The sequence below is a fragment of the uncultured Roseobacter sp. genome (assembly GCF_947493125.1).
Taxonomy (GTDB): Bacteria; Pseudomonadota; Alphaproteobacteria; order Rhodobacterales; family Rhodobacteraceae; genus Roseobacter.
The window spans coordinates 56,430-78,471 of sequence record NZ_CANLQB010000005.1; the positions used below are offsets into that span (position 1 = coordinate 56,430).

At 59.2% G+C, this 22,042-nt stretch carries 20 protein-coding genes; 11 read left to right on the plus strand and 9 right to left on the minus strand.

Annotated features, from left to right (window positions below; genetic code table 11):
- Nucleotides 1-317 precede the first annotated feature (317 nt).
- The 3 genes from Q1A71_RS11735 (at nucleotide 318) to Q1A71_RS11745 (ending at nucleotide 3,836) form a co-directional block, all read left to right on the plus strand.
- Nucleotides 318-1,706 (plus strand): cytochrome ubiquinol oxidase subunit I, encoded by a 1,389-nt coding sequence (locus tag Q1A71_RS11735; RefSeq protein ID WP_299675911.1) that lies wholly within the window; start codon nucleotides 318-320, stop codon nucleotides 1,704-1,706.
- A gap of 2 nt (nucleotides 1,707-1,708) precedes the next feature.
- Nucleotides 1,709-2,719, plus strand: coding sequence for a cytochrome d ubiquinol oxidase subunit II (locus Q1A71_RS11740; RefSeq protein ID WP_299675913.1), 1,011 nt, complete (start codon nucleotides 1,709-1,711; stop codon nucleotides 2,717-2,719).
- Between the two features lie 85 nt (nucleotides 2,720-2,804).
- Nucleotides 2,805-3,836, plus strand: a complete 1,032-nt coding sequence (locus Q1A71_RS11745) for an aldose epimerase family protein (RefSeq protein WP_299675915.1) — start codon at nucleotides 2,805-2,807, stop codon at nucleotides 3,834-3,836.
- On the opposite strand, the gene Q1A71_RS11750 is transcribed toward Q1A71_RS11745, so the two are convergent.
- Nucleotides 3,828-4,511: an HAD-IA family hydrolase gene (locus Q1A71_RS11750; RefSeq protein WP_299675917.1), complete on the minus strand. Its 684-nt coding sequence runs from the start codon at nucleotides 4,509-4,511 to the stop codon at nucleotides 3,828-3,830. The genes Q1A71_RS11745 and Q1A71_RS11750 overlap by 9 nt on opposite strands.
- A 196-nt stretch (nucleotides 4,512-4,707) precedes the next feature.
- Nucleotides 4,708-5,784, minus strand: a complete 1,077-nt coding sequence (locus Q1A71_RS11755) for a DUF2793 domain-containing protein (protein ID WP_299675919.1) — start codon at nucleotides 5,782-5,784, stop codon at nucleotides 4,708-4,710.
- A 253-nt stretch (nucleotides 5,785-6,037) separates the two neighbouring features.
- Between Q1A71_RS11755 and Q1A71_RS11760 the strand changes: the two genes are divergently transcribed.
- Both Q1A71_RS11760 and Q1A71_RS11765 read left to right on the plus strand, forming a co-directional pair.
- On the plus strand, nucleotides 6,038-6,541 hold the full coding sequence (locus Q1A71_RS11760; RefSeq protein WP_299675923.1) for a FecR domain-containing protein: 504 nt from the start codon (nucleotides 6,038-6,040) through the stop codon (nucleotides 6,539-6,541).
- A gap of 38 nt (nucleotides 6,542-6,579) precedes the next feature.
- Nucleotides 6,580-8,367 carry an adenylate/guanylate cyclase domain-containing protein gene (locus Q1A71_RS11765; protein WP_299675926.1) on the plus strand — a complete coding sequence of 596 codons (1,788 nt, stop codon included), beginning with the start codon at nucleotides 6,580-6,582 and terminating at the stop codon, nucleotides 8,365-8,367.
- On the opposite strand, the gene Q1A71_RS11770 is transcribed toward Q1A71_RS11765, so the two are convergent.
- The 4 genes from Q1A71_RS11770 to Q1A71_RS11785 form a co-directional block, all read right to left on the minus strand.
- Entirely contained in the window at nucleotides 8,357-9,136 is a 780-nt protein-coding gene (locus tag Q1A71_RS11770) for an IclR family transcriptional regulator (RefSeq protein ID WP_299675929.1), read from the minus strand. The two genes, Q1A71_RS11765 and Q1A71_RS11770, sit on opposite strands and share 11 nt — an antisense overlap.
- A 9-nt stretch (nucleotides 9,137-9,145) precedes the next feature.
- On the minus strand, nucleotides 9,146-10,504 hold the full coding sequence (locus tag Q1A71_RS11775) for a TRAP transporter large permease (RefSeq protein WP_299675932.1): 1,359 nt from the start codon (nucleotides 10,502-10,504) through the stop codon (nucleotides 9,146-9,148).
- On the minus strand, nucleotides 10,504-11,154 hold the full coding sequence (locus Q1A71_RS11780; RefSeq protein WP_299677005.1) for a TRAP transporter small permease subunit: 651 nt from the start codon (nucleotides 11,152-11,154) through the stop codon (nucleotides 10,504-10,506). The genes Q1A71_RS11775 and Q1A71_RS11780 overlap by 1 nt, the downstream gene beginning before the upstream one ends.
- Before the next feature lie 169 nt (nucleotides 11,155-11,323).
- Nucleotides 11,324-12,553 carry a TRAP transporter substrate-binding protein gene (locus Q1A71_RS11785; protein WP_299675935.1) on the minus strand — a complete coding sequence of 410 codons (1,230 nt, stop codon included), beginning with the start codon at nucleotides 12,551-12,553 and terminating at the stop codon, nucleotides 11,324-11,326.
- Between the two features lie 54 nt (nucleotides 12,554-12,607).
- Here Q1A71_RS11785 and Q1A71_RS11790 point away from each other — a divergent pair, with 54 nt between their 5' ends.
- Nucleotides 12,608-14,254, plus strand: coding sequence for a choline dehydrogenase (locus Q1A71_RS11790; RefSeq protein ID WP_299677008.1), 1,647 nt, complete (start codon nucleotides 12,608-12,610; stop codon nucleotides 14,252-14,254).
- A gap of 135 nt (nucleotides 14,255-14,389) precedes the next feature.
- On the plus strand, nucleotides 14,390-16,504 hold the full coding sequence (locus Q1A71_RS11795; RefSeq protein ID WP_299677011.1) for an esterase-like activity of phytase family protein: 2,115 nt from the start codon (nucleotides 14,390-14,392) through the stop codon (nucleotides 16,502-16,504).
- A gap of 1,304 nt (nucleotides 16,505-17,808) precedes the next feature.
- Here Q1A71_RS11795 and Q1A71_RS23665 read toward each other — a convergent pair.
- Nucleotides 17,809-18,027, minus strand: a complete 219-nt coding sequence (locus Q1A71_RS23665; protein WP_366140255.1) for a hypothetical protein — start codon at nucleotides 18,025-18,027, stop codon at nucleotides 17,809-17,811.
- On the opposite strand from Q1A71_RS23665, the gene Q1A71_RS23670 reads away from it, so the two are divergent.
- Nucleotides 17,975-18,316, plus strand: coding sequence for a hypothetical protein (locus Q1A71_RS23670; RefSeq protein WP_366140257.1), 342 nt, complete (start codon nucleotides 17,975-17,977; stop codon nucleotides 18,314-18,316). The genes Q1A71_RS23665 and Q1A71_RS23670 overlap by 53 nt on opposite strands.
- A 28-nt stretch (nucleotides 18,317-18,344) precedes the next feature.
- On the plus strand, nucleotides 18,345-18,926 hold the full coding sequence (locus Q1A71_RS23675; RefSeq protein ID WP_366140243.1) for a phosphonate C-P lyase system protein PhnG: 582 nt from the start codon (nucleotides 18,345-18,347) through the stop codon (nucleotides 18,924-18,926).
- On the opposite strand, the gene Q1A71_RS11805 is transcribed toward Q1A71_RS23675, so the two are convergent.
- Nucleotides 18,901-19,215, minus strand: a complete 315-nt coding sequence (locus Q1A71_RS11805; RefSeq protein WP_299675937.1) for a hypothetical protein — start codon at nucleotides 19,213-19,215, stop codon at nucleotides 18,901-18,903. The genes Q1A71_RS23675 and Q1A71_RS11805 overlap by 26 nt on opposite strands.
- Between Q1A71_RS11805 and Q1A71_RS11810 the strand changes: the two genes are divergently transcribed.
- A complete protein-coding gene (locus tag Q1A71_RS11810; protein WP_299677014.1) occupies nucleotides 19,102-20,073 on the plus strand; it encodes an IS110 family transposase in 972 nt (323 codons plus the stop codon). The two genes, Q1A71_RS11805 and Q1A71_RS11810, sit on opposite strands and share 114 nt — an antisense overlap.
- A gap of 285 nt (nucleotides 20,074-20,358) precedes the next feature.
- Complete coding sequence (locus tag Q1A71_RS11815; protein ID WP_299675941.1) at nucleotides 20,359-20,553, plus strand: hypothetical protein; 195 nt, start codon at nucleotides 20,359-20,361, stop codon at nucleotides 20,551-20,553.
- Nucleotides 20,554-21,160: 607 nt separating this feature from the next.
- Here the strand turns inward: Q1A71_RS11815 and Q1A71_RS11820 are convergent.
- Nucleotides 21,161-21,826, minus strand: a complete 666-nt coding sequence (locus Q1A71_RS11820) for a DUF1045 domain-containing protein (protein ID WP_299675944.1) — start codon at nucleotides 21,824-21,826, stop codon at nucleotides 21,161-21,163.
- Between the last annotated feature and the right edge of the window lie 216 nt (nucleotides 21,827-22,042).

Here is a 22,042-nt window from a genome sequence, read left to right on the forward strand (position 1 = left end):
ATCGCTTGCGGCGAATGACCTGCCTCAGTATGGGTAAGTTACTGTTATATTGTTTGTTTTCGAATGGCGCTGCTGGTCCATGCAGCGAGGTTGCCGCGCACGAGCGCAACAGCGGCTGTCCTATTGTTAACCAGCTCAGCGCCTGACCCAGCGGCTATTTTCAGTCGATTTTGCAAACTCCAGGCGTACCATGCCCCGTCTTGCAAGTCGGTGGTGTCCGCGCGTTTCGTCGCACAGTTCCTGACGTTCAGGCTCTGAAAACTATCTCTCTTGTAGCAAGCCTAGAGTGCTTGCTGAATTTGCATGAGGGTAAACCTTTGGACACGCTGATCTTATCTCGCATCCAGTTTGGTGCGAACATATCGTTTCATATCCTGTTCCCGACGATCACCATCGCGTTGGGCTGGGTCCTGCTGTTTTTCAAACTGCGCTTTAACGCGACAGGAGAGCAGAAGTGGATGGACGCCTACATGTTCTGGGTGAAGATCTTCGCGCTGTCCTTTGCGATGGGAGTGGTTTCCGGAATCACCATGTCGTTCCAATTCGGAACCAATTGGCCGGGGTTCATGGAAACCGTAGGTAATGTTGCAGGCCCGTTGCTGGCTTACGAAGTCATGACCGCCTTTTTCCTTGAAGCTGTCTTCCTGGGGATCATGCTGTTTGGGGCCTCTCGGGTGAAGCCTTGGGTGCACACGCTGGCAACCTTTCTTGTCGCTTTCGGAACCACCATGTCGACCTTCTGGATCATTGTGCTGAATTCGTGGATGCACACACCGCAAGGTTACGAATTGCGCGACGGTGTCGTCTTTGCGACTGACTGGCTGGCGATCATCTTCAACCCTTCGATGCCCTATCGTCTGGTCCATATGCTGTTGGCGTCCGGACTGACCGTGGCGTTCTTGATTGCAGGTATCTCCGCACTGCGCTTGCTGTGGGGTGACCGTGCGGAAAGCGTGAAAACAACACTGCGGTTCGGTATCATCACAGGTGCGGCACTAATTCCGTTACAGATCTTGGCTGGCGACTTTCACGGCTTGAATACGCTGGAACATCAGCCTGCAAAGGTTGCGGCGATGGAAGGCAATTGGGAGACGGGCCCGAACGTGCCATTGTTGCTGTTTGCCGTTCCCGATGAAGAGGCGCGGGAGAACAATTTCGAGGTCGGTATTCCGAACGGGGCTTCCTTGATCCTGACACACGAATTGGATGGTGTCGTGCCTGGGTTGAATGACTTTGTGGCTGAAGACGGGACGGAACTGCACCCACCGGTCGCGCCCGTGTTCTACAGCTTTCGAATCATGGTCGGTACAGGAATGGCGATGCTTGCCCTGTCTTGGGCAGGTCTGTATCTGCTGCGCCGCTATGGGGCTGGTGACATGCCGACGCTTCCGCTCTACGGATTTGCCGCAATGAGTTTCAGCGGATGGATAGCGACCCTGGCGGGCTGGTATACGACCGAGATTGGACGCCAGCCGTGGCTGGTCCAGGGCGTGTTGTCGACCAAGGACGCCGTCAGCGATGTGCCCGCAGGCATGGTCCTTGGTACTCTGCTTGGCTACCTTGCGATCTACGCAGCACTGACCTTCGCCTATATCGCAGTCATTACCTATCTCGCCCGCAAGGCCTCTCGAGGCGAACCGCTGTCGTCGCGCCGCTACCCGCGCAGCGGTGAGGCAGAGGTGGCCGTCATGCACCCGGGAGAATAGACATGGAACTCTTTGGCGATCCGGCCATTTGGCTGCCGTGGACGTTTGCCGCCCTCATGGGGTTATCAATCCTGATCTACGTGATCCTTGACGGGTTTGACCTCGGGGTTGGCCTGCTGATGCCATTGGCCGAAGAGACTGAAAAAGACAGGCTTGTGGCGTCGATCGGTCCCTTCTGGGATGCCAACGAAACCTGGCTCGTGCTGGCCATCGGTTTGCTTCTGGTAGCGTTTCCGCCTGCACACGGGATCATTCTGACGGCGCTCTACTTCCCGGTCTTTGTGATGCTGGTCGGTTTGATCCTTAGGGGCGTGTCTTTCGAGTTCCGAGCAAAGGCACCGATCACTCAAAAGCCTCGCTGGAATGCCGCATTCTTTGTCGGATCGTTGATGGCCTCGATGAGCCAAGGTTTCATGCTGGGCATGTATGTCATGGGTTTGACCTGGACGGTCAGTCATATTGCCTTTGCCTTGTTGACGGCGGTCTTCCTGACCGTCGGCTACAGCTTCATCGGTGCGGCATGGCTGATCGCCAAGACGGACGGCATCCTTCAAAGACGTGCGGTCGGCTGGGCCAGGGGGGGCATCTGGGGGCTGATACTTGGGATTGGAGCGATCTCTCTGGCAACGCCCTTCGTCAGCCCACGGATTTTCGACAAGTGGTTCAGTCTGCCTGAGTTTCTTTACCTGTCACCAATGCCGATCCTGTCCTTGGCGCTGGTTGCATATCTGTGGTGGCAAATTCGGCATCTGCCGCGGGCTGATGATCGTATGGCGTGGGGGCCTTTCGCCGCCGCCATGGCGCTTTTTGCACTGGCGTTTGCCGGCATGGCATATTCCTTTTATCCCTATGTCGTGCCCGAGCAGATCACCATCTATGATGCCGCAGCAGCTCCGGAAAGCCTGTTCATTATCCTCCTCGGAACGCTGTTCGTGCTCCCGGCCATTCTGGGATATACGGTTTTGTCCTATTATATTTTCCGCGGGAAGGCGACGGAACTGCGCTATGATTGACCGTTTGACCCGATCCTTCTTTGCCTTCGGTCCAACCGCTGTGGCATGGTCCGCAAAAGGCGGGATCTGATCGGGCGAGTATCTCATGCAGACCGAAATCATCGGCTCCCACGATGGGCATGACGTCGAAGCTCTCAATCTTGTCAACGGCAGGTTGGAGGCGCATTTCATGACATATGGTGCGCGCTTGACAGCGCTATGGGTGCCCGACGCGCATGGTGAACAGGCCGACGTCGTGCTCGGGTTCGATGATCTCCAGAGCTACGTCGAAGACAAAACCTATATGGGTGCCATATGCGGCCAATACGCCAACCGTATTGCCGGCGGTCGTTGCCTCATCGACGATCAGAAGGTGCAATTGGATCGGAATGAGGGTCGCAATCACCTTCACGGCGGCTCGGTCGGCCTCGATCGGAAAGTCTGGCAGATTGCGTCGTTGAAGATGCAAAGTGTCCAATTCTCCACGATCACGGAAGATGGCGAGATGGGGTTCCCAGGGCGGTCCAGGATCTTCGTGCGCTACACTCTGACGGACAGCGGTGCGCTTGAAATCGAGATGACTGGGGATACCGACAAACCGACGCTGATGAACTTGGCCAATCACGCTTATTTCAATCTGTCGGGTCAGGGTTCAGGCGATGTGTTGGATCATCGTTTGCAAATCGCGGCCCAGGCCTACACGCCGGTCGACGGCGACGGACTTGCGACCGGTGAAGTTCGCGATGTCACGGGCACGCGGTTCGATTTCCGCGAGGCGCGGCCCATTCGGCAGGTTGACGCAGCCGTGGACCTGCAGAGAGATGATGCGGAATATGACCACAACTGGTGTCTTGAGAGATCAGAGGCCGCTGTCACGCTGTTGGATCCCAGATCAGGCCGCCGAATGCAGATCAGCACGACCAAACCGGGTTTGCAGGTTTATACAGGTGGGCATCTGGGCGAGCGAATGATCGGAAAGACGGGTCGGCGCCTTTGCCGATTTGCTGGTGTGGCGCTGGAAACGCAGGCCTTCCCCTGCTCGCCCAACTTCGCGCATTTCCCGAATACTGTTCTGCGTCCGGGTGAACCTTACCGGCACAAGACCCGGTTGCAGTTCGGGGCCGATCCCTTACGCTAGTTCGGTCCCGGATGTCGGTGGATCGAGAAAGAGAGCGGGCGCACGCCAATCGGCGAACCGTCGGGCACAGCCCTCTACAGGAAGTTCCTCGTTGAGGTAACCTCCGGCATAAAGCCAGAAGTCGACATGTGCCGCTTTTGCAGTTCGATAGTCGACAGCGCTGTCGCCGACGAAAACGGTCTCGGTTCGGTTCGATCCCAAGGCCCTTATCGCGCGCTGAAGCGACGATGGATCCGGCTTTTTCGGTTGGTTGGCCGTCGCGCCAATGATCACACTGAAAAACCGAGACAGCCCCAATTCCTCGCATATGTGCCGGGCGGGTGCGTGCGGCTTATTGGTGCAGATGGCAAGTTTCTTGCCAGCTTGGGTCAGCCTTTCGAGCTGATCCAGCACCCCGTCGTAAGTGCGTGTGAGTGCGACACCATTTGCATTATAGATCTGCAAAAAAGCTTCGAGCGTCGCGCGATGCAGATCGGGACTACTGCCGCCGGTTGCAGTCAATCCGCGTTCCACCAGCTTCTCGACCCCATTGCCAACAAATGTGATCACGGTGCTCAGATCCAGCGGCCCCCGCCCGATCTCTTGCAGCGCTGCATTCAAAGCGGCCTGAAGGTCAGGAGCGCTGTGGATCAGGGTCCCGTCCAGATCAAAGATAAATGTGGTCTTCGCCGCCATGCTCTGCCCTTTGCGTGAACCAGACCCGCTGGGCCGCGACTCCATCCAAAGCGCCGATGCCTCAAATTTGTATCGGGCGCAAGCGGGGTCGTCGCGCGGGCATGAGAATAGCGGGCGCCTAAATGGCGGCGGCGTTGGGCATCCTTGGGACAAGCCCCAGATGGCCGCCTGCCTCCGCAGCTTCTACCGAGATCGGCTACCCGACCTTGAACCCCCAGAAGCTTGTCTGATCCGCCATGAAGTATCCATCGGACCCACGCAACCGACCTTGCAACTCGACAGTGTCTCCAGCTGAAAGCTGCGCCATGGTCTGAGTCTGTAAGACGGTTTGCTCTGACACATGCGGTCCCGTGATTTCACAAAGCGATCCGCTGATGACATCAGCACCGTTGCGCAGAAGGCGCGCGCTCATCTGGACCTCATCCGTTGTGTTCTGCTTGAAGGTGAGCGCGGCCCCAAAGAGGTAGCTGCCCGCAACCGGTGCGACGAACTGGTTGGCACCGGCATCCAGCACGTTCTGGTCATTGAATTCGGCCTCATTGATGGCAATCGTCGTCCAAACATCGGCGGCGGTATAGTTGTCGAAGTTGGTTGCGCCCTTGAACCGTGGCAGGTTTGGCTGTTCGACAATACCGGTCGCCGCGTTGACGATCATCCCGTCGCGAAAGTCTGTCCCGTTGGGCGATGTTGCAAGACGGATATTGTCGCTGCCGAAAAGGCCAAAGAGCGCGCGGGTGCCGAAATCCTGCTGAAAGACAAATCCCGCGTCATCCGCGGCGGTCTCCTTGTTGAGAGTGGAGATGATATCACCATCGCCACCGTCGGCCTGATACAGGGCTGTCCATAGGGCGCCGTTGAGCTTGGCGGAGAACGGCGCGGTGGGAACGGTCACCATGCCAAGCCCAAAAGTCGAAATCTCTTGAAGCTCGTCGCTGTCGAGGTCGATCCATTCGGAGCCGTCAAAAACCACCAAGGCGTCGCGGCCTGTCACATAGGCACGCCAGCCCGATTTAGGCTCGAAGTACTGCCAGAGGCCGTTTTCAAAAAGCGTCAACTGCCCGTCGTGCCCGGCCCAATCGCCCGTCGCTGCGTCTCCGACGATGTGGCGATCTCCCTCCGCCGGATCAGCGGGCGCGGTGGGCTGATCGTCCGTCAGCACGGCCAGCTGGGTCAGGACATCGAGAATGCGCAGCGCCTCGTTGTGGGTGACGTGCTTTTGCGCTTGGTTGGGCTGAATGAACGGCAAAGACAGGCAGCTTGAGGTATCGGCCATTGGATTTCCCATGAGAAGGTACGTTGGCCGCCAACTTGTGCGAAACACCTTGCGTCGGGCTTAAACGACCGTGCGCAGCGGTAAGTACCGCAAGTATCGGATGCTCGGCAGGGTGTCACCTCCCGCGCTCCTCTCTTTAGTCCGGGCGAATTTGGTGTTACGCAAGACCGGCTCGAAACTGATTTGTCGTGGCTTCGGCATGTGCCGACCAAAACAAATTCTGCCCACGTATCTGGTATGAAAGGTTATAAAAATGAGCATCTTACGAGTTTTCTGCACGCTTTTGGCTGTTATCATTACCGGTGCTGGGACGGGTGAGGCGCAGGTACCGCCAAACTGCACGGTAGAGACCGCGTCTGATCCGGATCGGCAGATTCTGGCCTGTGACTTCGGTGTGGTCCTCGAAATGGAAGCTGCGGCGCAGATGGGGTTTGTCGATGAATCGCAGGTGGTGGATCTGCAAAGCGGCGCTGTTTTGATCGAAGCCGAGACAGGCGAAGCCCGTCCTCAGATCAGGACACCGCATGCGATTGCGGCGGTCCGGGGCACGATTTACGTGGTCGATGTGACATTGGATACAACGTCAGTTTTCGTGATCGAAGGTGAGGTCGCGGTCTCACCCGCAAGCGGTGGTGGCGAGGGCGTTCTTCTTGGTTCCGGCGAAGGCGTGGATGTCGGATCGTCTGGCGAGATACCCGAGGCCAGTGCGTGGCCTACTGATCGCGCCCGCGCTTTGCTTGCCCGTTTCGGACGATGAAGCCATCGGCCCGAGCGCCTCTGATCGCAGGCGTTCTCATGACTATCGCAGCGGGTATTTGGGCAACTGCTGTATCCGGGCCGCATATGGCTGCGCGCGGCAGTGCGGTGGACGGCTTTGAGGCGGTGCTGCTGGATGCGCGCCTGGCGTTGATTGGGCCCGTCGCTCCGGTCCCGGAGATCGCCATCGTTGTATTTGACAATGCGACCCTGTCCGTTCCGGCGTATGCTGCGGCATCAAACCGGGCACTGATTGCCGAAACGATTGAAGCATTGACCCGGGCTCAACCCAAAGTGATTGGGCTGGATGTGGTGCTGGCCGATCCGGGCGATGCCGACATCGACGCGCGGTTGGCCACAGCTTTGTCGCAGGTTCCGACCGTGATAGCCGCAGCCGGCAGCTTTGCTGACGAGGGTCGGATCTCAGACGTGGCCCGCCCTGAGACGGTTCTCAGGCCACAACCTGCATTCGCCGACGTCGCCGATGTCGCTCTGGTCAATGTCTCCACAGATCCGACGGGTACCCCCCGATACATCCCGACGGTCTTCGCAACGGACAACGGCGTCGAGCCGTCGTTTGCCTTGAGCGTTGCTTCAAACGCGCTCGAGATCGCACCGAATGTCGGGGCAGGCAGCCTTGATCTGGGGGGCGATCCCATCCCTCTCGATATCGGCCTGAATATGCCACTGCGCCTGATTGGGCCAGAGGGCAGCATCCCGACCTACTCCGCCAAAGATGTGCTCGACGGTGCTGTGTTGGAGGAGCTGGCGGGCAAGGTCATCATCCTTGGCTTCACAGCGACAGCCTTCGGCGACCGATTTACGGGCCCATACGATGATAGCGTTCCGGGTGTAGAGATCATGGCTGGTGCTGTTTCCCAGATGCTGGGCGGCGAAACGCTGCGCCGTGATCTTGCCACGCGCAGGGTCGATGCCGGCGTGACCATCGGTTTGGCAGTCCTCGCGAGCGCAATCGTTTTGATCTTCCCTCTGTCAACCGGTCTTCCCTTGGCACTGGGCTTGCTGCTCTGCTGGGGGATCGTGGTTTTGTGGGTATTTTCGACGGGCATTTGGTTGAGTGCGGCCGTTCCATTTGTTGGGACAGTTGTGCCGATTGCTGCGGCTGCAGGACTACGATATTTTATCGAAAAGCGCAGGGCGGCACGCGGTGCCAAGTCCCTCGAAGCGCTCAAACAGTTTCAGTCGCCACTTCTTGCAGAGATGATCGCGGAAGACCCTACGTTTCTGCAGCAGCCGACAGAACGGACCTTGTCCGTCTTCTTCATCGACCTCAGCAGTTTTACGCTTTTGTCCGAGCGATTGGGGCCCGCCGGAACTCAGGATCTCTTGAAGAGCTTTCATCAGGTCACGGCGCAGGCGGTTGAGGCCCAAGGCGGGGTTGTGCTCAATTACATGGGTGACGGCGCACTCGCTGTTTTCGGCATGCTGGAGGACGATCAGAACAGCGCGGATGGGGCGTTGAGGACATCCTTCGCGCTCATCAACGATCTCGGTGCCTTGGGGCAGGGGGAATTCACCGTTGGGTGTCGGATCGGATTGCACTACGGCGACGTCGTCCTGTCGCGCCTTGGCGGAGATCGCCACCAACAGGTTTCGGTCGCCGGTGACAGCGTCAATCTGGCCAGCCGGTTGCTGGAGATCGCCAAGGCCGAAGGCGCGGTCATCGCCGCCACCGATGTCTTCCTCGACAGGACGAACGCGCCTGCCCCTCGACCCGCCGATCATATCAAGCCGGTTCAGGTGCGGGGACGAGAAGACGGCGCCAACGTTCATTTCTGGCGCGCTCAAGCGGCGGTCAGCTGTTGATCAACTCACCCAATTCGGCGGCGGCTGATCGCAGATCGTCGATGTGTTTGCTGAGCGATGTGATGTCATGGCGCTGCAGCGGCGTATGCACAGAGAGGGTCGAGACCAACCGCTTGCGGTCATCGAGGATCGGGACGGCAATCGCCACCATGTCCTCCATGAATTCCTGATTGTCCATCGAATAGCCACGTTTGCGCGTGGTTTCGATCTCGGCCTTGAGCGCATTTTTGTCTGTGATCGTACCCGGTGCGTGGCTTTCGAGTGTCGCGGCAGACAAATATCGGTCGAAATAGGCAGGCCTCAGGGAGGACAGGTACATCTTTCCGCTTGCAGTGCAGTAAAAGGGCACTTGGGTCCCTACCGGTAGCTGGATGCGCAGCGGCCAATGGGTCTCGACCCTGTCGAGATAGGTCATGCCATCCCGGTCCGGGGTAGCAATGTTGCAGGTCTCGCCAATCTTCTCGGCCACGCTGCGGAGGATGGCCAGGCGCACCGTCCGAATGCGCTGCGATGAAGCGGTGTGTAGTGACAACTGGCGCAATCGAGGGCCGGGCCCGTAGGACCGGCCGTCGATGTCTCTTTGCAAAAAGCCTTCGGCTTCTGCCGTGTTGAAGAGCCGATGCAGCGTGGGCTTCGGCAGATTGAGCGTGTCTTTCAGTGCTGTCGGCGTGACGGGCACTCCGGCTTTGGCAACTTCCTCAAGCAGGACCAGCAACCGCAAGTTGGTTGGGATCTGGCCCTGCTGCTGGTTTGCTAAATCGTCCGGCATGATCTCTCGTTATCTGTTCGGCAGAAGTGCCAGCGCCAAGTCGGGGACCAGAGCCACTAGGAACCAGACCGCCAGCAGCGACGCAAGATACATCGTGGAGTACCGCAGAAGGCGGAAATAGGGAACACCCGTCACCCCGGACGCAACGTAAAGGTTGAGACCGTACGGCGGTGTGATGAACCCGATGGATGCACCGACAAGGAAGATCACCGAGAAGTGGATCGGATCGACACCGACCGACGCCGCAATGGGCGCAAGGATCGGCGCGAGGATAATCGTCACTGGCAGCGACTCAAGCACCATACCCGAGACGAACACGATCACCATAGCCGTGGCCAGAACAGCGTAGTAGCCGCCCATGGAGATCACGAAGTCTCCAATCACCTGCTGTGCCCCCAAGAGCGACAGGATCTGCTGCATCACCACCGAAATGGCGATGAGCGGTGCCAGGATGCCGGTGATTTGCGCGGAGCGGACCACGATGCTGGGGATCTCCGGGATTGTGAACCCGTCAACCAGCAGCATCTCGCCCCAGCCCTTGTCCTGCCACTCCTTGTCATCCTTGATGTGGAACAGATGGCTCAACGCCCAGCTCAAGAGCCCTGCGATCACACAGAAGCCCACAGTCACACCTGCCGCCTCGGTGGGGGAGAACTTGCCGGTGTAGATGCCCCAGAGCACCAGGCCAATGGCGAAGAAACCCAGCCAAGCTCCGAGGCCCGTTTTCAGGACCCGCGCGATCTGCAGCGGGATCAGGAAGCCCCAGCCGTTGGCGCGGCAGATGACCCAGCAGGCAAACTGCATGCCAAAGACCATCAGCGCGCCCGGAATGATCCCGGCCACGAAGAGATCCGAAATCGGCAGGTTCATCAGGAAGCCATAGACAATGAAGATGATCGACGGGGGGATGATAATGCCGACGGTACCACCCGCAGCGGCGGTGGCCGCGGAGAAGCGCTCATCGTAACCGCCCTTGACCATCTCCGGGTGCAGCATTGAGCCGATGGTGGCCGTGGTGGCTGAGTTCGATCCGGAAATCGCGGCAAAGAGCCCGCAAGCCCCCAAGGACGCCATCGCCAACCCGCCACGTAGCCAACCCAAGCAGGCATAGGCGAAGTTCGACAATCGTCGGGCGATGCCTGATTTGTTGATCAGGTCCCCCGTCAGGATGAACAGCGGCATGGCCAGCAATGCAAAACCCTTGTTGAAGACGTTCATGAGTTCCGAGCCCATGTTGTCGAGCGTGAGCCCAAGCACGAAGGAGCAGCCGATCACCCAGTAAGCAATGACCAGCAGCACCGGCACCCCTAGCATGAACAAGAAGGTTACCCCGAGAGAGATAAGTGTGATGAGTGTCCCGTCGGCCATTACGTATCTCCCCCGATGACGGCTTGCTCGATGAGCGGCTCGCCGTTGCGGTACTTGCGCAGGTCTTCAAAGAGGTTCTCAAACGCGCGCCCGGCCATGAGAATGGCGGCAATAGGCGCGGTGATCAGGAACCACCACTGCATTGTGTTGTCGGTGCCCAGAACAATCTGAAAGTTTGCCGCGGAATTCGCTGTCAGCCGGCAGGTCGTCACGAACAGGATCAGGGCAAAACCGAACCACAGCAGAAAATCCAGGAAGAGACAGCTCATTTGCCCGGTCGGCGGCATCTTCGTGCGGAATTCTGAAAAGCTCAGATGCGTGCGCAGCCGGATATTGTAGGAGGCACCAAACCACGCCATCACCATGAACAGGAACGGCGGGATCGTTGTCGACCATGGCTGCTGGTTGTTGAACACAAACCGGTCAACCACGCCCCAGAAGATGATGAACGCAATGGCGAGATAGGAGTAGACCATGATCGTACGCTCCAAATGCCGGTCAATGAACGGCACAGCGCGGTAGATCGCTGATACGATATAGCCGCCCAAAGCGACGACGATGACGCCAAGATACCACTTGGCGTCCGAGCGCAGAGCGTTGGTAATCTCGAAGCTGTCGCCCGAGGCAATAGCCGAGATAATCGTGCCCATTTCAGAAAGTGTCGACAAACCCTGTCCCTCCCAAAGGTTTGGTCCGCCGGTCGGTTACACCGATCTCAAATGCATAGTGGCTTTGGTCTCCTCCGACCCGAACACCAACGCTGCGGACGAGTGAGCCGGCCCTCGCGAGGGCCGGCTTGTCGATATGAAAGCGGACGGCTTAGGCTTTCCACCAACGACGCGGCTCGACGTTCTCGGCCAGCGTGTGCGGGTTGTTGCGCACTTCGTTGTAGATGTCCTGGTAGGTGTCAATGCCACCGGCCCAGCCATTGATCCGCTCGCGCCATTGCTCCCAGAGCTGCGGCTGGAACTCGGGCGAGCACATCTCTTCGGCTTTCTTGCGCTCGGCGTCCGAAAGCATCGCCATGCGGACGTTGTTTTCCGCAAAAATCGTGCCCGGAAGCTGCGGATCGGTTGCACCGACGGTGTTCACCAGAGCGGCTTCGTTGGCCGCCTGAACGTGCACCTGCGCCAGGTAGGCCGACTCCATGACCGCGTCCTGAAGCTCGCCGCCGAGGCCGTCAAAGACGGAGGCCGACATCGCCGTATGCTCGGTGCCGCAGAAGAAGCGCAGATCGACCGACTGGCTGACGACGGGCGACATGTTGGCATAGGCCACGGCCGAGGCCCATGTTTCCGCACCGTCGATCAGACCTTGCTTCAGGCCGTCGAGGGTCTCTTCCCAGGCGATCGGGACCGGGTTCAGTTGCAGCGCGTTCATCGCGATGCGGCCAAGCTGCGTGCCCGTGACGCGGTTCTTGGAGCCGAAGAGTTCTTCTATGCTTGTTACGGTCGGCTTGTCTTCCCAGGCCAGGCCCAGCTGGATGCCGCGCAGTTCGGCGTGGCTGAACAGGAACTTCAGACCGTGGCGCTTCTCGAAGGGCTCACGGAGGATGCGCTGCGATTCCGGGCTGTACATGAAGTAGTACTGGTCCGCACGGGTCCGGAACATGTAGGCGTAGTCGAGAACGTTCAAGTAAGGCGCGCCACCAGCCGAGTTCTGGGTCGAGGCTGCGTACATGTCGACGATGCCTTGCTGCGTTTTCTCAACGCAGGAGAGCTGGTTGCAGATCTGGTTGTTGCCGATGAACTCGACGCGAATCTCACCGTCTGTACGGCTTTCAAGGTCCCGCGCGAACTCCAGAACACCGGCGCGTTCGATCAGAAGGTTTTGCGGGTTAAAGCCTGCCGCGCCCATCTTGAGGGTGAACTTCGGCTCTTTCGCAAAGCGCTTTTCATACGAAGATTCAGCAGCTTGCGCCAGGTTCGACAGGCTCATCGCCCCGCCGAATGTCCCCGCGGCCAGCAGCGTGGAGCTGAGACCATAGCGGCCTGCAACGCGGAAAAGATCCCGCCGCGACAGGTGCTTGATATTGTTCTGAACTTTCATGACTTCCTCCCTGAATGTCATTTATTGAGACTTATAGTCCCAAAAAACACTAGTATGATTGTTTCTTTTTGCATAGAGTTTTTTTCACGCTGTCATTGGGAGGTTGAAGTGGAAGCTGATTTTATCGTCGTCGGTGCCGGGTCTGCCGGGTGTGTGCTGGCCAATCGGCTGAGCGCAGACCCAAAAAACAAGGTCATCCTGCTTGAAGCGGGCGGGAAAGACTGGAACCCGTGGATCCACATTCCCGTGGGATACTTCAAAACGATCCACAACCCGTCCGTTGACTGGTGCTACAAAACCGAGCCTGATCCGGGACTGAATGGGCGCTCCATCGAATGGCCGCGTGGCAAGGTTTTGGGTGGTTCTTCCTCCCTGAACGGCCTCCTCTATGTCCGCGGTCAACCTCAAGACTATGACCGTTGGCGGCAAATGGGCAATAGCGGATGGGGCTGGGACGACGTTTTACCTTTGTTTAAGCGCGCCGAGAATAATGAGCGTGGGGCAGATGAGTATCACGGTGACCAAGGGCCGCTCTCTGTTTCGAACATGCGCATCCAGCGGCCTATCACAGATGCGTGGGTCGCGGCGGCGCAGGCGGCGGGCTATAAATTCAACCCCGATTACAACGGTGCCGATCAGGAAGGCGTGGGTTTCTTTCAACTCACCGCGCGCAACGGGCGCCGCTGCAGCTCGGCGGTGGCCTATCTCAATCCGGTGAAGACACGACCGAACCTTAAGATCATCACCCATGCGCAGGTCGACAAGATCGAGATCACCGAAGGCCATGCGACGGGGGTGAGCTACCACGACCGTGGCGGCAATGTGCAAACCGTCACCGCACGCCGCGAGATCGTGCTGTGTGGCGGTGCGATCAATTCTCCCCAGCTTTTGATGCTGTCGGGGGTCGGCGAGGGCGAACACCTTGCTGAACATGGCATCGAAGTCAAAAAAGACCTCAAGGGCGTGGGCAAGAACATGCAGGACCACCTGCAGGCGCGCCTCGTCTACAAGTGTAATGAGCCCACCTTGAACGACGAGGTATCGACTCTCTTTGGCCAGGCCAAGATCGGGCTCAAATATCTGATGTTCCGCGCGGGGCCGATGACGATGGCCGCAAGCCTGGCCACGGGGTTCCTCAAGACCCGTGAGGATATTGAAACCCCGGACATTCAGTTCCACGTCCAGCCGCTTTCCGCAGAGAACCCGGGCAAGGGAGCCGACAAGTTCTCCGCCTTCACCATGTCGGTATGCCAGCTGCGCCCGGAGAGCAAGGGCGAGATCAGGTTGAAGTCGGCCAAGCCACGCGAGTATCCGAAGATCATCCCGAATTATCTCTCAACCGAAACCGACTGCCGCACGGTGGTCGCCGGGGTGAACATTGCTCGCAAGATCGCGCGCCACGCGCCGCTGACCTCCAAGATCTCTGAAGAGTTCCGCCCGCATTCCAGTCTCGATATGGACGACTACGAGGCTACGCTGGATTGGGCGCGCAACAACACGGCCTCGATCTACCACCCCACCGGAACCTGCAAGATGGGTTCCGACGCGGATGCGGTGGTCGACGCCGAGTTGAAGGTGCACGGCATCCAGGGACTGCGGGTGGCAGATTGCTCCATCATGCCGGAGATCGTATCAGGCAACACCAATGCGCCCGCAATCATGATTGGCGAGAAGGCCTCCGACCTGATGCTCGCCTCCTGAGAGTTCATAAAACCGATACAAAACCGTCACACGCCCGTGTCTTGAGCCTGCGTCTGTGCGCGCATCTCAAGACCACGGAGCTTTTCAATGACCAAACCCCTGCTTCTGACCAGCACGCTTCTGGCCGGCTTTGCGATGACGCCTGTTCACGCCGAAATGAACTTCAACCGCATTGCCTCCTTCCCTGTGACGGCGAATTTCGACGGTGCAGCGCCCGACGAGACCTCGGCCGAGATCATCGACGTGACCGAAGATGGCATGACGCTGGTTTACACCGACAGCCCCGCCGGGGTGATCGGCGTGGTCGACATCACCAACCCCGCCGCACCCGCGCCCAGGGGCACGCTGGCCGTCGAGGGAGAACCGACGGCGGTGTCGATCATCGGCAATACCGCCTTTGTCGGTGTGAACACCTCCGAGAGCTATACCGCTCCTTCCGGTTTCGTTAAGGCGGTCGATTTGGCCGATATGAGCATCACGGCCACCTGCGATCTGGGTGGCCAACCCGACAGCACCGCGCGGGCCAAGGATGGATCGTTCATTGCGATCGCCATCGAGAATGAGCGGGATGAAGACCTGGGCGATGGCCGCGTGCCGCAGATGCCCGCGGGTGATCTGGTGATGATCGACGTGGCGGATGGCACGCTGGACTGCGACAGCTTGCGGCGCGCCAGTCTGACCGGTCTTGCCGAAGTGGCTGGCGAGGATCCGGAACCCGAGTTTGTCGACATCAACGGTCTGGGCGAGGTCGTCGTAACCCTGCAGGAGAACAACCACATCGCGGTCGTGTCGAAAGATGGCCTCATTCTATCCCATTTCTCGGCTGGCGCGGTCGATCTGGAGGGCATCGACACCAAGGATGACCGCGCGGCGCTCACTTTCGACCAGAGCCAGCCCGGGCGGCTGCGTGAGCCCGACGGCGTGCAGTGGATTGACGACAGCCACTTTGCCATCGCCAACGAAGGCGACATGGACGGCGGCTCCCGTGGGATGACCGTATTCCACAAGGACGGCACGCTGGTCTGGGAAAGCGGCGTGACGCTGGAGCACGCGATTGTGCAGATCGGCCACTACCCGGACAAGCGGTCCGACAGCAAAGGGGTTGAGCCGGAAGGCATGGAGTTCGGCGCCTTCGACGGCACACCGTATGTCTTCGTGATGGCCGAACGCGCCTCTGTCGTGGCGGTCTACGACGTGACCGATCCGACTGCGCCGGTGCTGAAACAACTGCTGCCTTCCGGCATCTCCCCCGAAGGTGCCGTGGCGATCCCCGAACGCGGGCTTTTGGCGACAGCGAACGAATTCGATGGGTTTGAAGACGGTGCGGCGCGCGCGCATGTGATGCTGTATCAATACGCGGATGGACCCGCGTCTTACCCGCATCTGACGTCGGAAGCGATGGATACGCTGACCGGTTGGGGCGCGCTCTCGGGTATGGTGGCGGATGCGGATGGCATGATTTATGCGGTCTCTGACAGCTTCTACGGCTACCAACCGCGCATCTTCAAGATAGATCCCGGCCGCCACCCCGCACGGATCATTGAGGCGATTGACGTGACCCGCAACGGCATGCCCGCCCAGAAGATCGACATGGAGGGCATTGCTCTCGATGGCGAAGGTGGCTTCTGGATCGCCTCGGAAGGTCGCACAGATCGGGTCATCCCCCATGCGCTCTATCATCTTGGACCTGACGGCCAGATCAAAGACGAAATCGGCCTGCCGCCGGAGCTCCTCTCCGTCGAAACGCGCTTTGGCTTCGAGGGCATCACCAAGGTCGGCGACACCCTGTGGATGCCGGTCCAGCGTGAGTGGAAAGACGACCCCAAGGATCATGTGAAACTCGTCGCATACAACCTCGAAACGGAGGAGTGGAGCGCCGTGCTCTATCCCAAGGCCGCGCCGGAGAAAGGCTGGGTCGGTCTCAGTGATATGACCGCCTACGGTGATCACGTCTATATCGTGGAGCGTGACAACCAGCATGGGCCGGAGGCGGTCACAAAGAGGATCTACTCAGTTCCGCTGTCTCAGATGACCCCCGCGCCCCTCGGCTCGGAGTTGCCGGTGGTCACGAAGACGCTGGTCCGTGACCTGATCCCGGATCTGACGTCGACCGGTGGCTATGTGCTCGACAAGGTCGAGGGTCTGGCCATTATGGCGGATGGGACGGCCTGGGTCTCAACCGACAATGATGGTGTCGATGATCACTCCGGTGAGACCATGTTCTTCAGCATAGGCCCGATCGGAAAATAATACCGCTTAATCCCAAGGCATTGGTGGCGTCTCACGGATTTAATGTGCGGCGCCGTCAATCTTTGAATGACAGATCTGTAATCGGCCCGGTATTCTGCAGCCACAGAATCGCATGGGTCGGGGGATGTCATGAAGCACGAGACCATTTCTGAAACGAAGGTGGCCCACAGTATTCTCGGTCTGGACGACAACGACATAACGTCGTTTGTGCGCCGGTGCATGAAAGACAGATCGCTGAGTAAGTTGGTTTCGAGTTTGAACGACGAATTGTTGTTCGGGACAACGTCGGAGCGAGACGACGCCAAAAGAGCGCTGAACCGTCTGGGCTTTCTCTAAACCTGTCGCTTAGGAGGCCGATCCGGTTCTTTCGACGGTGCGCGGACAGACTTGCTGAGGTTTGCGGCCGCAGTTTGCAGAGCTTTCTAACTTTAACGGTCCAAGTTGTCATAAGGCAGGTCCGACCAACGCGCTTACAGCCAGCAACTGAGCGATTGTCAAAGTCTCCAAATCTTCAATCAGTTCAACCGGTACAGCGGACAAATGTGGTGCGCAGTACACTGCACAGCACTTCGGACTTTCGCTGATCCGTCGCGATCATGTTGAACACGTTTCCAGCTACGCGGATGAATGCGCGATTTTGGATCGACGGGCCAAGGTTAGACGTCCCGTCGGCCTCAAGACCAGGTGCTTAGGGACCAACGACGAGTTTCCGGTGGCGGCCAGAGGATGCAGAGATCGCTCTTGCAGGCCAGCCTGGTCCATCGCTCGACCTGATGAATGTTCAAGCGCCGATGTGCACCATCAGCCGTTGGCTTTGCTTTGGTTTCCTTCCGCCGGACGAGCAAAATCTTGAGGCGATCCTGAAGATCTCTGTTCGGCTAGCGCTCATCTTGGAGGTCCGTCCGGTGCCAGCTGGATCGGCGACCATTGCGCATCAGACCCGAGACCAAGCTTCACCCCTGCGTTCAGGTGGCCTCGCTGTTCGCGTTTGACGCGTCTCTGCCTCTGGCGTCTGCCGGGTGCTGGACGGCCCCGAAAATTGGGACAGGCCGCGACTGTGGACTGATCGGCCAACCGCACCGACCCCAGATCCATAGTGTCTTGCAGCGTGAGCGGAGCATGCTTCATCGAAAAATCGCAGCTCCGAGGGTCGGTTTCACTAGCTCGTGCAGAAGAAGGCGAGAGCACCACGACGGTCTGGGCATTATTGCTTTGGATGTGCGTTCACAGCCCCTAACTGCGATCAAAGAAACTGTGTCGACTGAAAAGCGAAGTAAGTCAGTCCGGCGTATCGAGTGTGAGCGTCACCCTATCACCGACGAACCAGGTGCGTCCCTACTCAACGGAAGTCCCGTCGAGGTCTGCATTGACCCCAACGGATCGCAGGATCGGCTCGCCCTCTTCCATCCGCAGCAATCCCGCCTGCGTCGCCGCGGTCCGCTTGCCGATGGGTAATCTGTGGGGGAGCCCATGACGAAGACGCCCGCGCCACGACGCGCGATGATCCAGCCCTGTGAGCCCATAGGCGACAGCGCGTTCCGGACCGTGTGGCGGTTCACACCGAAACGTTATGACAGGGCGGCTTCGGTGGGCAGCTTGTCTCCGGTTGTGGAGACCCCATCGGCAATCTCTGTACTCGGCGTGATGCTGATGGCGCGCCAGACCGGCGTCTTTTTGTCTGCTGGCTCGGCACGGCGCGAGATACATACGGGTCTTGGGACTGTATCGGGCGGTGTTCTTGAATTTATTTGTATAGTTATCAATATCGTGGACGATCACTCGATCAGGAATTCTGTGCCAGCTTACGGGTGAACGCGCCCGCGGGCCGTCTGCCAGCACTTTGGGGCGCTGTGATTTTTGCACTGGAACACCGCAGGCTGCGCGGCCCCAAGAGCAGGCCAGGCCGGTCCAAGGTGGTTCCGGCGCGGCAGGGGCGCCGTTCTGTCTGGGCGAATTGAAGGTCACCCGCCATGCCACACAGCTCGCACGCGGTGTGGTCGGCCATAGTTCCGGCCGGAAATGCGACACGCTGAAGTCCGGGGCGGCTGCGCAGATCGGTGCGCTGATGCAGACTGACGCGACCGCGGATGCGCGCCGAGCTATTCTGCTGCCGCTGGCTAAGGACACCAAGGTAGGGACAGGAAAGAAGAGCGCCAAATCGCCCGCCAGCGGCAACGTCTCAAATCTTTCGTCGAATAACGACCGACGCACTCGGCCAAGATCACCTGCAGATTTGAGGTTGTGCCGTGTCGTCCGTGCAGGCCTGACGCGATGGACATATGGCGTCCCACGCTGGAAAGCTGTGGCTCTGCGCCCGCCATGGTGGTTTGCGCAAAACGCGTTTCCAAGTTCGAGTGGCGGACGCTGGAGCGCAACGACCGGACACTGTTGCATCATTATGCGCGCGGCCCGTCAAACCTGATGGAGTGGATGGCTCCTGCTCCAACCGGCGTCGCAATGCGCCATAGTGCAGTTGTCATGACTGCCATGAGAGGAGCCACCCAATGCAGCTCACGGCAATTAGCATAGATCTCGCCAAGAACAACTTTCAGGTCTAGGGCATCGTTGAAAATGGCGATGTTGTTTTCAATCGCGCGATAAGGCGGGCGCAGTTTTTGGCTTTCTTTGAAGACCTTCGGGCTTCCTTGGTGGGAATGGAAGCTTGCAGTTCGAGCCACTACTGGGCGCGCCAATTGAGCGCTCTCGGGCATGACGTCCGTTTGTTCCCGACCAATTATGTGAAGCTTAACGTCAAGCGCGGCAAATCTGATGCCGCCGATGTCGAAGCGATCTGCGAAGCCGTGACACGCCCGACCATGCGGTTTGTTCCAATCAAAACGGAAGAGCAACAAAGCGTCCTGTTCCTTCATCGCGCGCGTGACCTCATCGTTCGCCAGCGCACTCAGATCAGCAACATGTTGCGCGGTCTGCTCGCCGAGTTTGGAATTGTGATTGCCCAAGGCATTGGCAGCGCCGTGAAATTTGCAAAGGATGTGCTGGACAACGACTGCCCAGACATTCCCGAAGTTGCAGCCGATGTGTTGATAAATTTGAGCAACCAACTCGTGGCTCTGCACTTGCGGATCTGTCGGTACGAAATGCGTATGCGCCTTCAGGCGAGACAGGACCCGCGGGTAATGTTGCTTCGGACGATACCAGGTGTCGGTCCGGTGACAGCTTCAGCCATAGCGGCAACAATCGGTGATGCGCGCCGGTTCAAGAACGGTCGCGAGTTCGCTGCATGGCTTGGTCTGACGCCGCTCAACCGATCCAGCGGTGGTAAAGAGAGGTTGGGCAGGATCTCGAAGATGGGTGATCGATATCGTCGACGCCTCTTGCTCACAGGAATGACAGCTCGGCTGCGACAGATGACCGAGAATCCAGATCGTGTCGACGCATGGGCCATCGGACTGCTTGAGCGCAAGCCGACCCGGCTTGCGGCCGTGGCGATGGCCAACAAAACCGCATGGATCGTATGGGCCGTCTTGACGAGGAACAAATACGACCGCCCGCACTACGCCAGAAGCAAAGGAAAAGAATACCGATACAGCAAGACCACAACGAGTTGATGGCGCACAGTCAACCCGCCAACCATGACACCCCGTCGAATCTCCGGGACACAAAGCTGTCCGAGAAGCTGTATGGGACTTGGTCTGCGGAAACCATAAGGGCCAGCGGCCACATGCGCCGTGCAAGCAGGCCCCTCTCGGCAGATTTGCTATGCAAATCGCCTGCCGGGCAATGGGAACACATGTCTGCTTCTGACCAGTGCCAACTCATTCAAATACGTCTTGCTATGCAGGAGCAATCCGCGCAAGGCTGTCGTGGAGGGCGGCAATGAGGAAGATCTCTTGGTGACCCGGGATGTCCGGCACTCAAGCGAAATCCGCAGCGGCGCAATCAACCGGCGGCAACAGGGCGAGACTGCCAAGGACTGTATCTCCAATCGCGTCGCTGCCTTTTTCGGCGAGATGCAACACCCGGTACAGATCGCGCGGGCTTTCGCGCATGCCAAATTGGCGTACTGGGCCATCCAACTGCGCCCCTGAACCGGGCTCTCATGCTGTAGCTTATCAGAGTCGCCCGGACGGGTGGAACGGCGATCCAGGGGATGTTCCACGAAGCAGAGGCGCGCCGAGAGGTCCGAGGCCGCAGTGTCGGCGGCCCGAGTCCTGCGCCGAAGGTGGTGTGATGCCAGGGCGTCTCATCGCTGTGGTTGGCCTCCCAGGCGTGGGCAAGGATACGGTGATTGACGCGCTGTGTCGCGCGCGGCCCACTGTGTACCGCGGGAAGCGGGTCATCACACGTCCCAGCGCAGGGCGGGTGCGTTCCTTCTGTCCTGGGGCGCGCATGACCTGCCCTATGGCGTTCCGCGCAGCGTTCTGGGCGTGCTCGACCGCGGACAGGACGCGCTGGCCAATCTGTCGCGGCGCGTTCTGCAAGAGGCGCAGCAAAGCGTACCGGCGCTTGACATGATCTGGCTGATGGCGGCGCCGGAGGTGCCCGCCCGGCGTCTGGCCGACCGCGGCGTGAAACCACCGCAGATATCGCAAAACGCTTGGCGCGCGGCGCCGCTGACCCGCCTGAGGGCTTCACCCTTACTCAGGTGCGCAATGATCGCCCGCTGGAGGATGCGGTCGCGGAGATCGAAGCGCTTTACTTTCCGGAAAGGGTATAACGGTGGAGTTCCTCGAACATATCCCCGTCGCGCTCGCCTACCAGCGTCAGGCTGTCGATCGGAAAGGGCCGCGGCGGAATGTCTCCGAAATGCGTGTTGGCGTCGGCCAGAACCTTGCCGATCATCTCGGATGGGAGCGGGCCGCTGAGCGTCATGTGGAACTTGAACGCCTCCATCACGTAAGGGTAGCCCCAGCGCGCGAGGTTCTCCTTCTGCATCGGCGTAAGACGCGACTGATGGCGTTTGGCGAGGTCGGCCTCGGTCGGTGGTGCGCGGAAAGCATCGAGTTCCTTCACCACGGTCGCGGCAAGGTGCGCCAGATCGCGTGCGTCGCCCGTGGGCGTCAGAGCAATGAAGGAGCCGATCCGCGACAGTGTCAGACCGTCGAGCGCTACGGGCGCAATCCGGGCGCTGAGCGCGCTCAGCGCCTCTTGCAGGTCTGCAACACCGGTGCCCTCGGCCAGCCGGAACGGCGGCTTGATCGTGCCATGAAAGCCATATCTGCGCGGCCGTTTCGTCACCGCATCGTCGGGGCTCCCCACGGGTGTCCCGGTCGCGATGTCCCAGCCCAGCCAAGCCGCGCCGGCGTCTGCAAAGGGGCCCGCGCGCGGTGTGAAATAGACCCCGTACCGCGTATGGCTCATGCCCAACCCTTTCTCGTTACGCATAGATTTTCATGTTAGGTTAGCACGCCCATGACATCCCGAACCATCTTCGCCAATGCCAAAGTTATTCTGCAGGACGAGTTGATCACTGGCATGGTGACAATATCCGATGGCCTGATCACGCGCATCGACACGGGGCCGACATCCGCCGCCGACACCATCGACTTCGAGATCCATGCGCTGTGCCTGACCCAA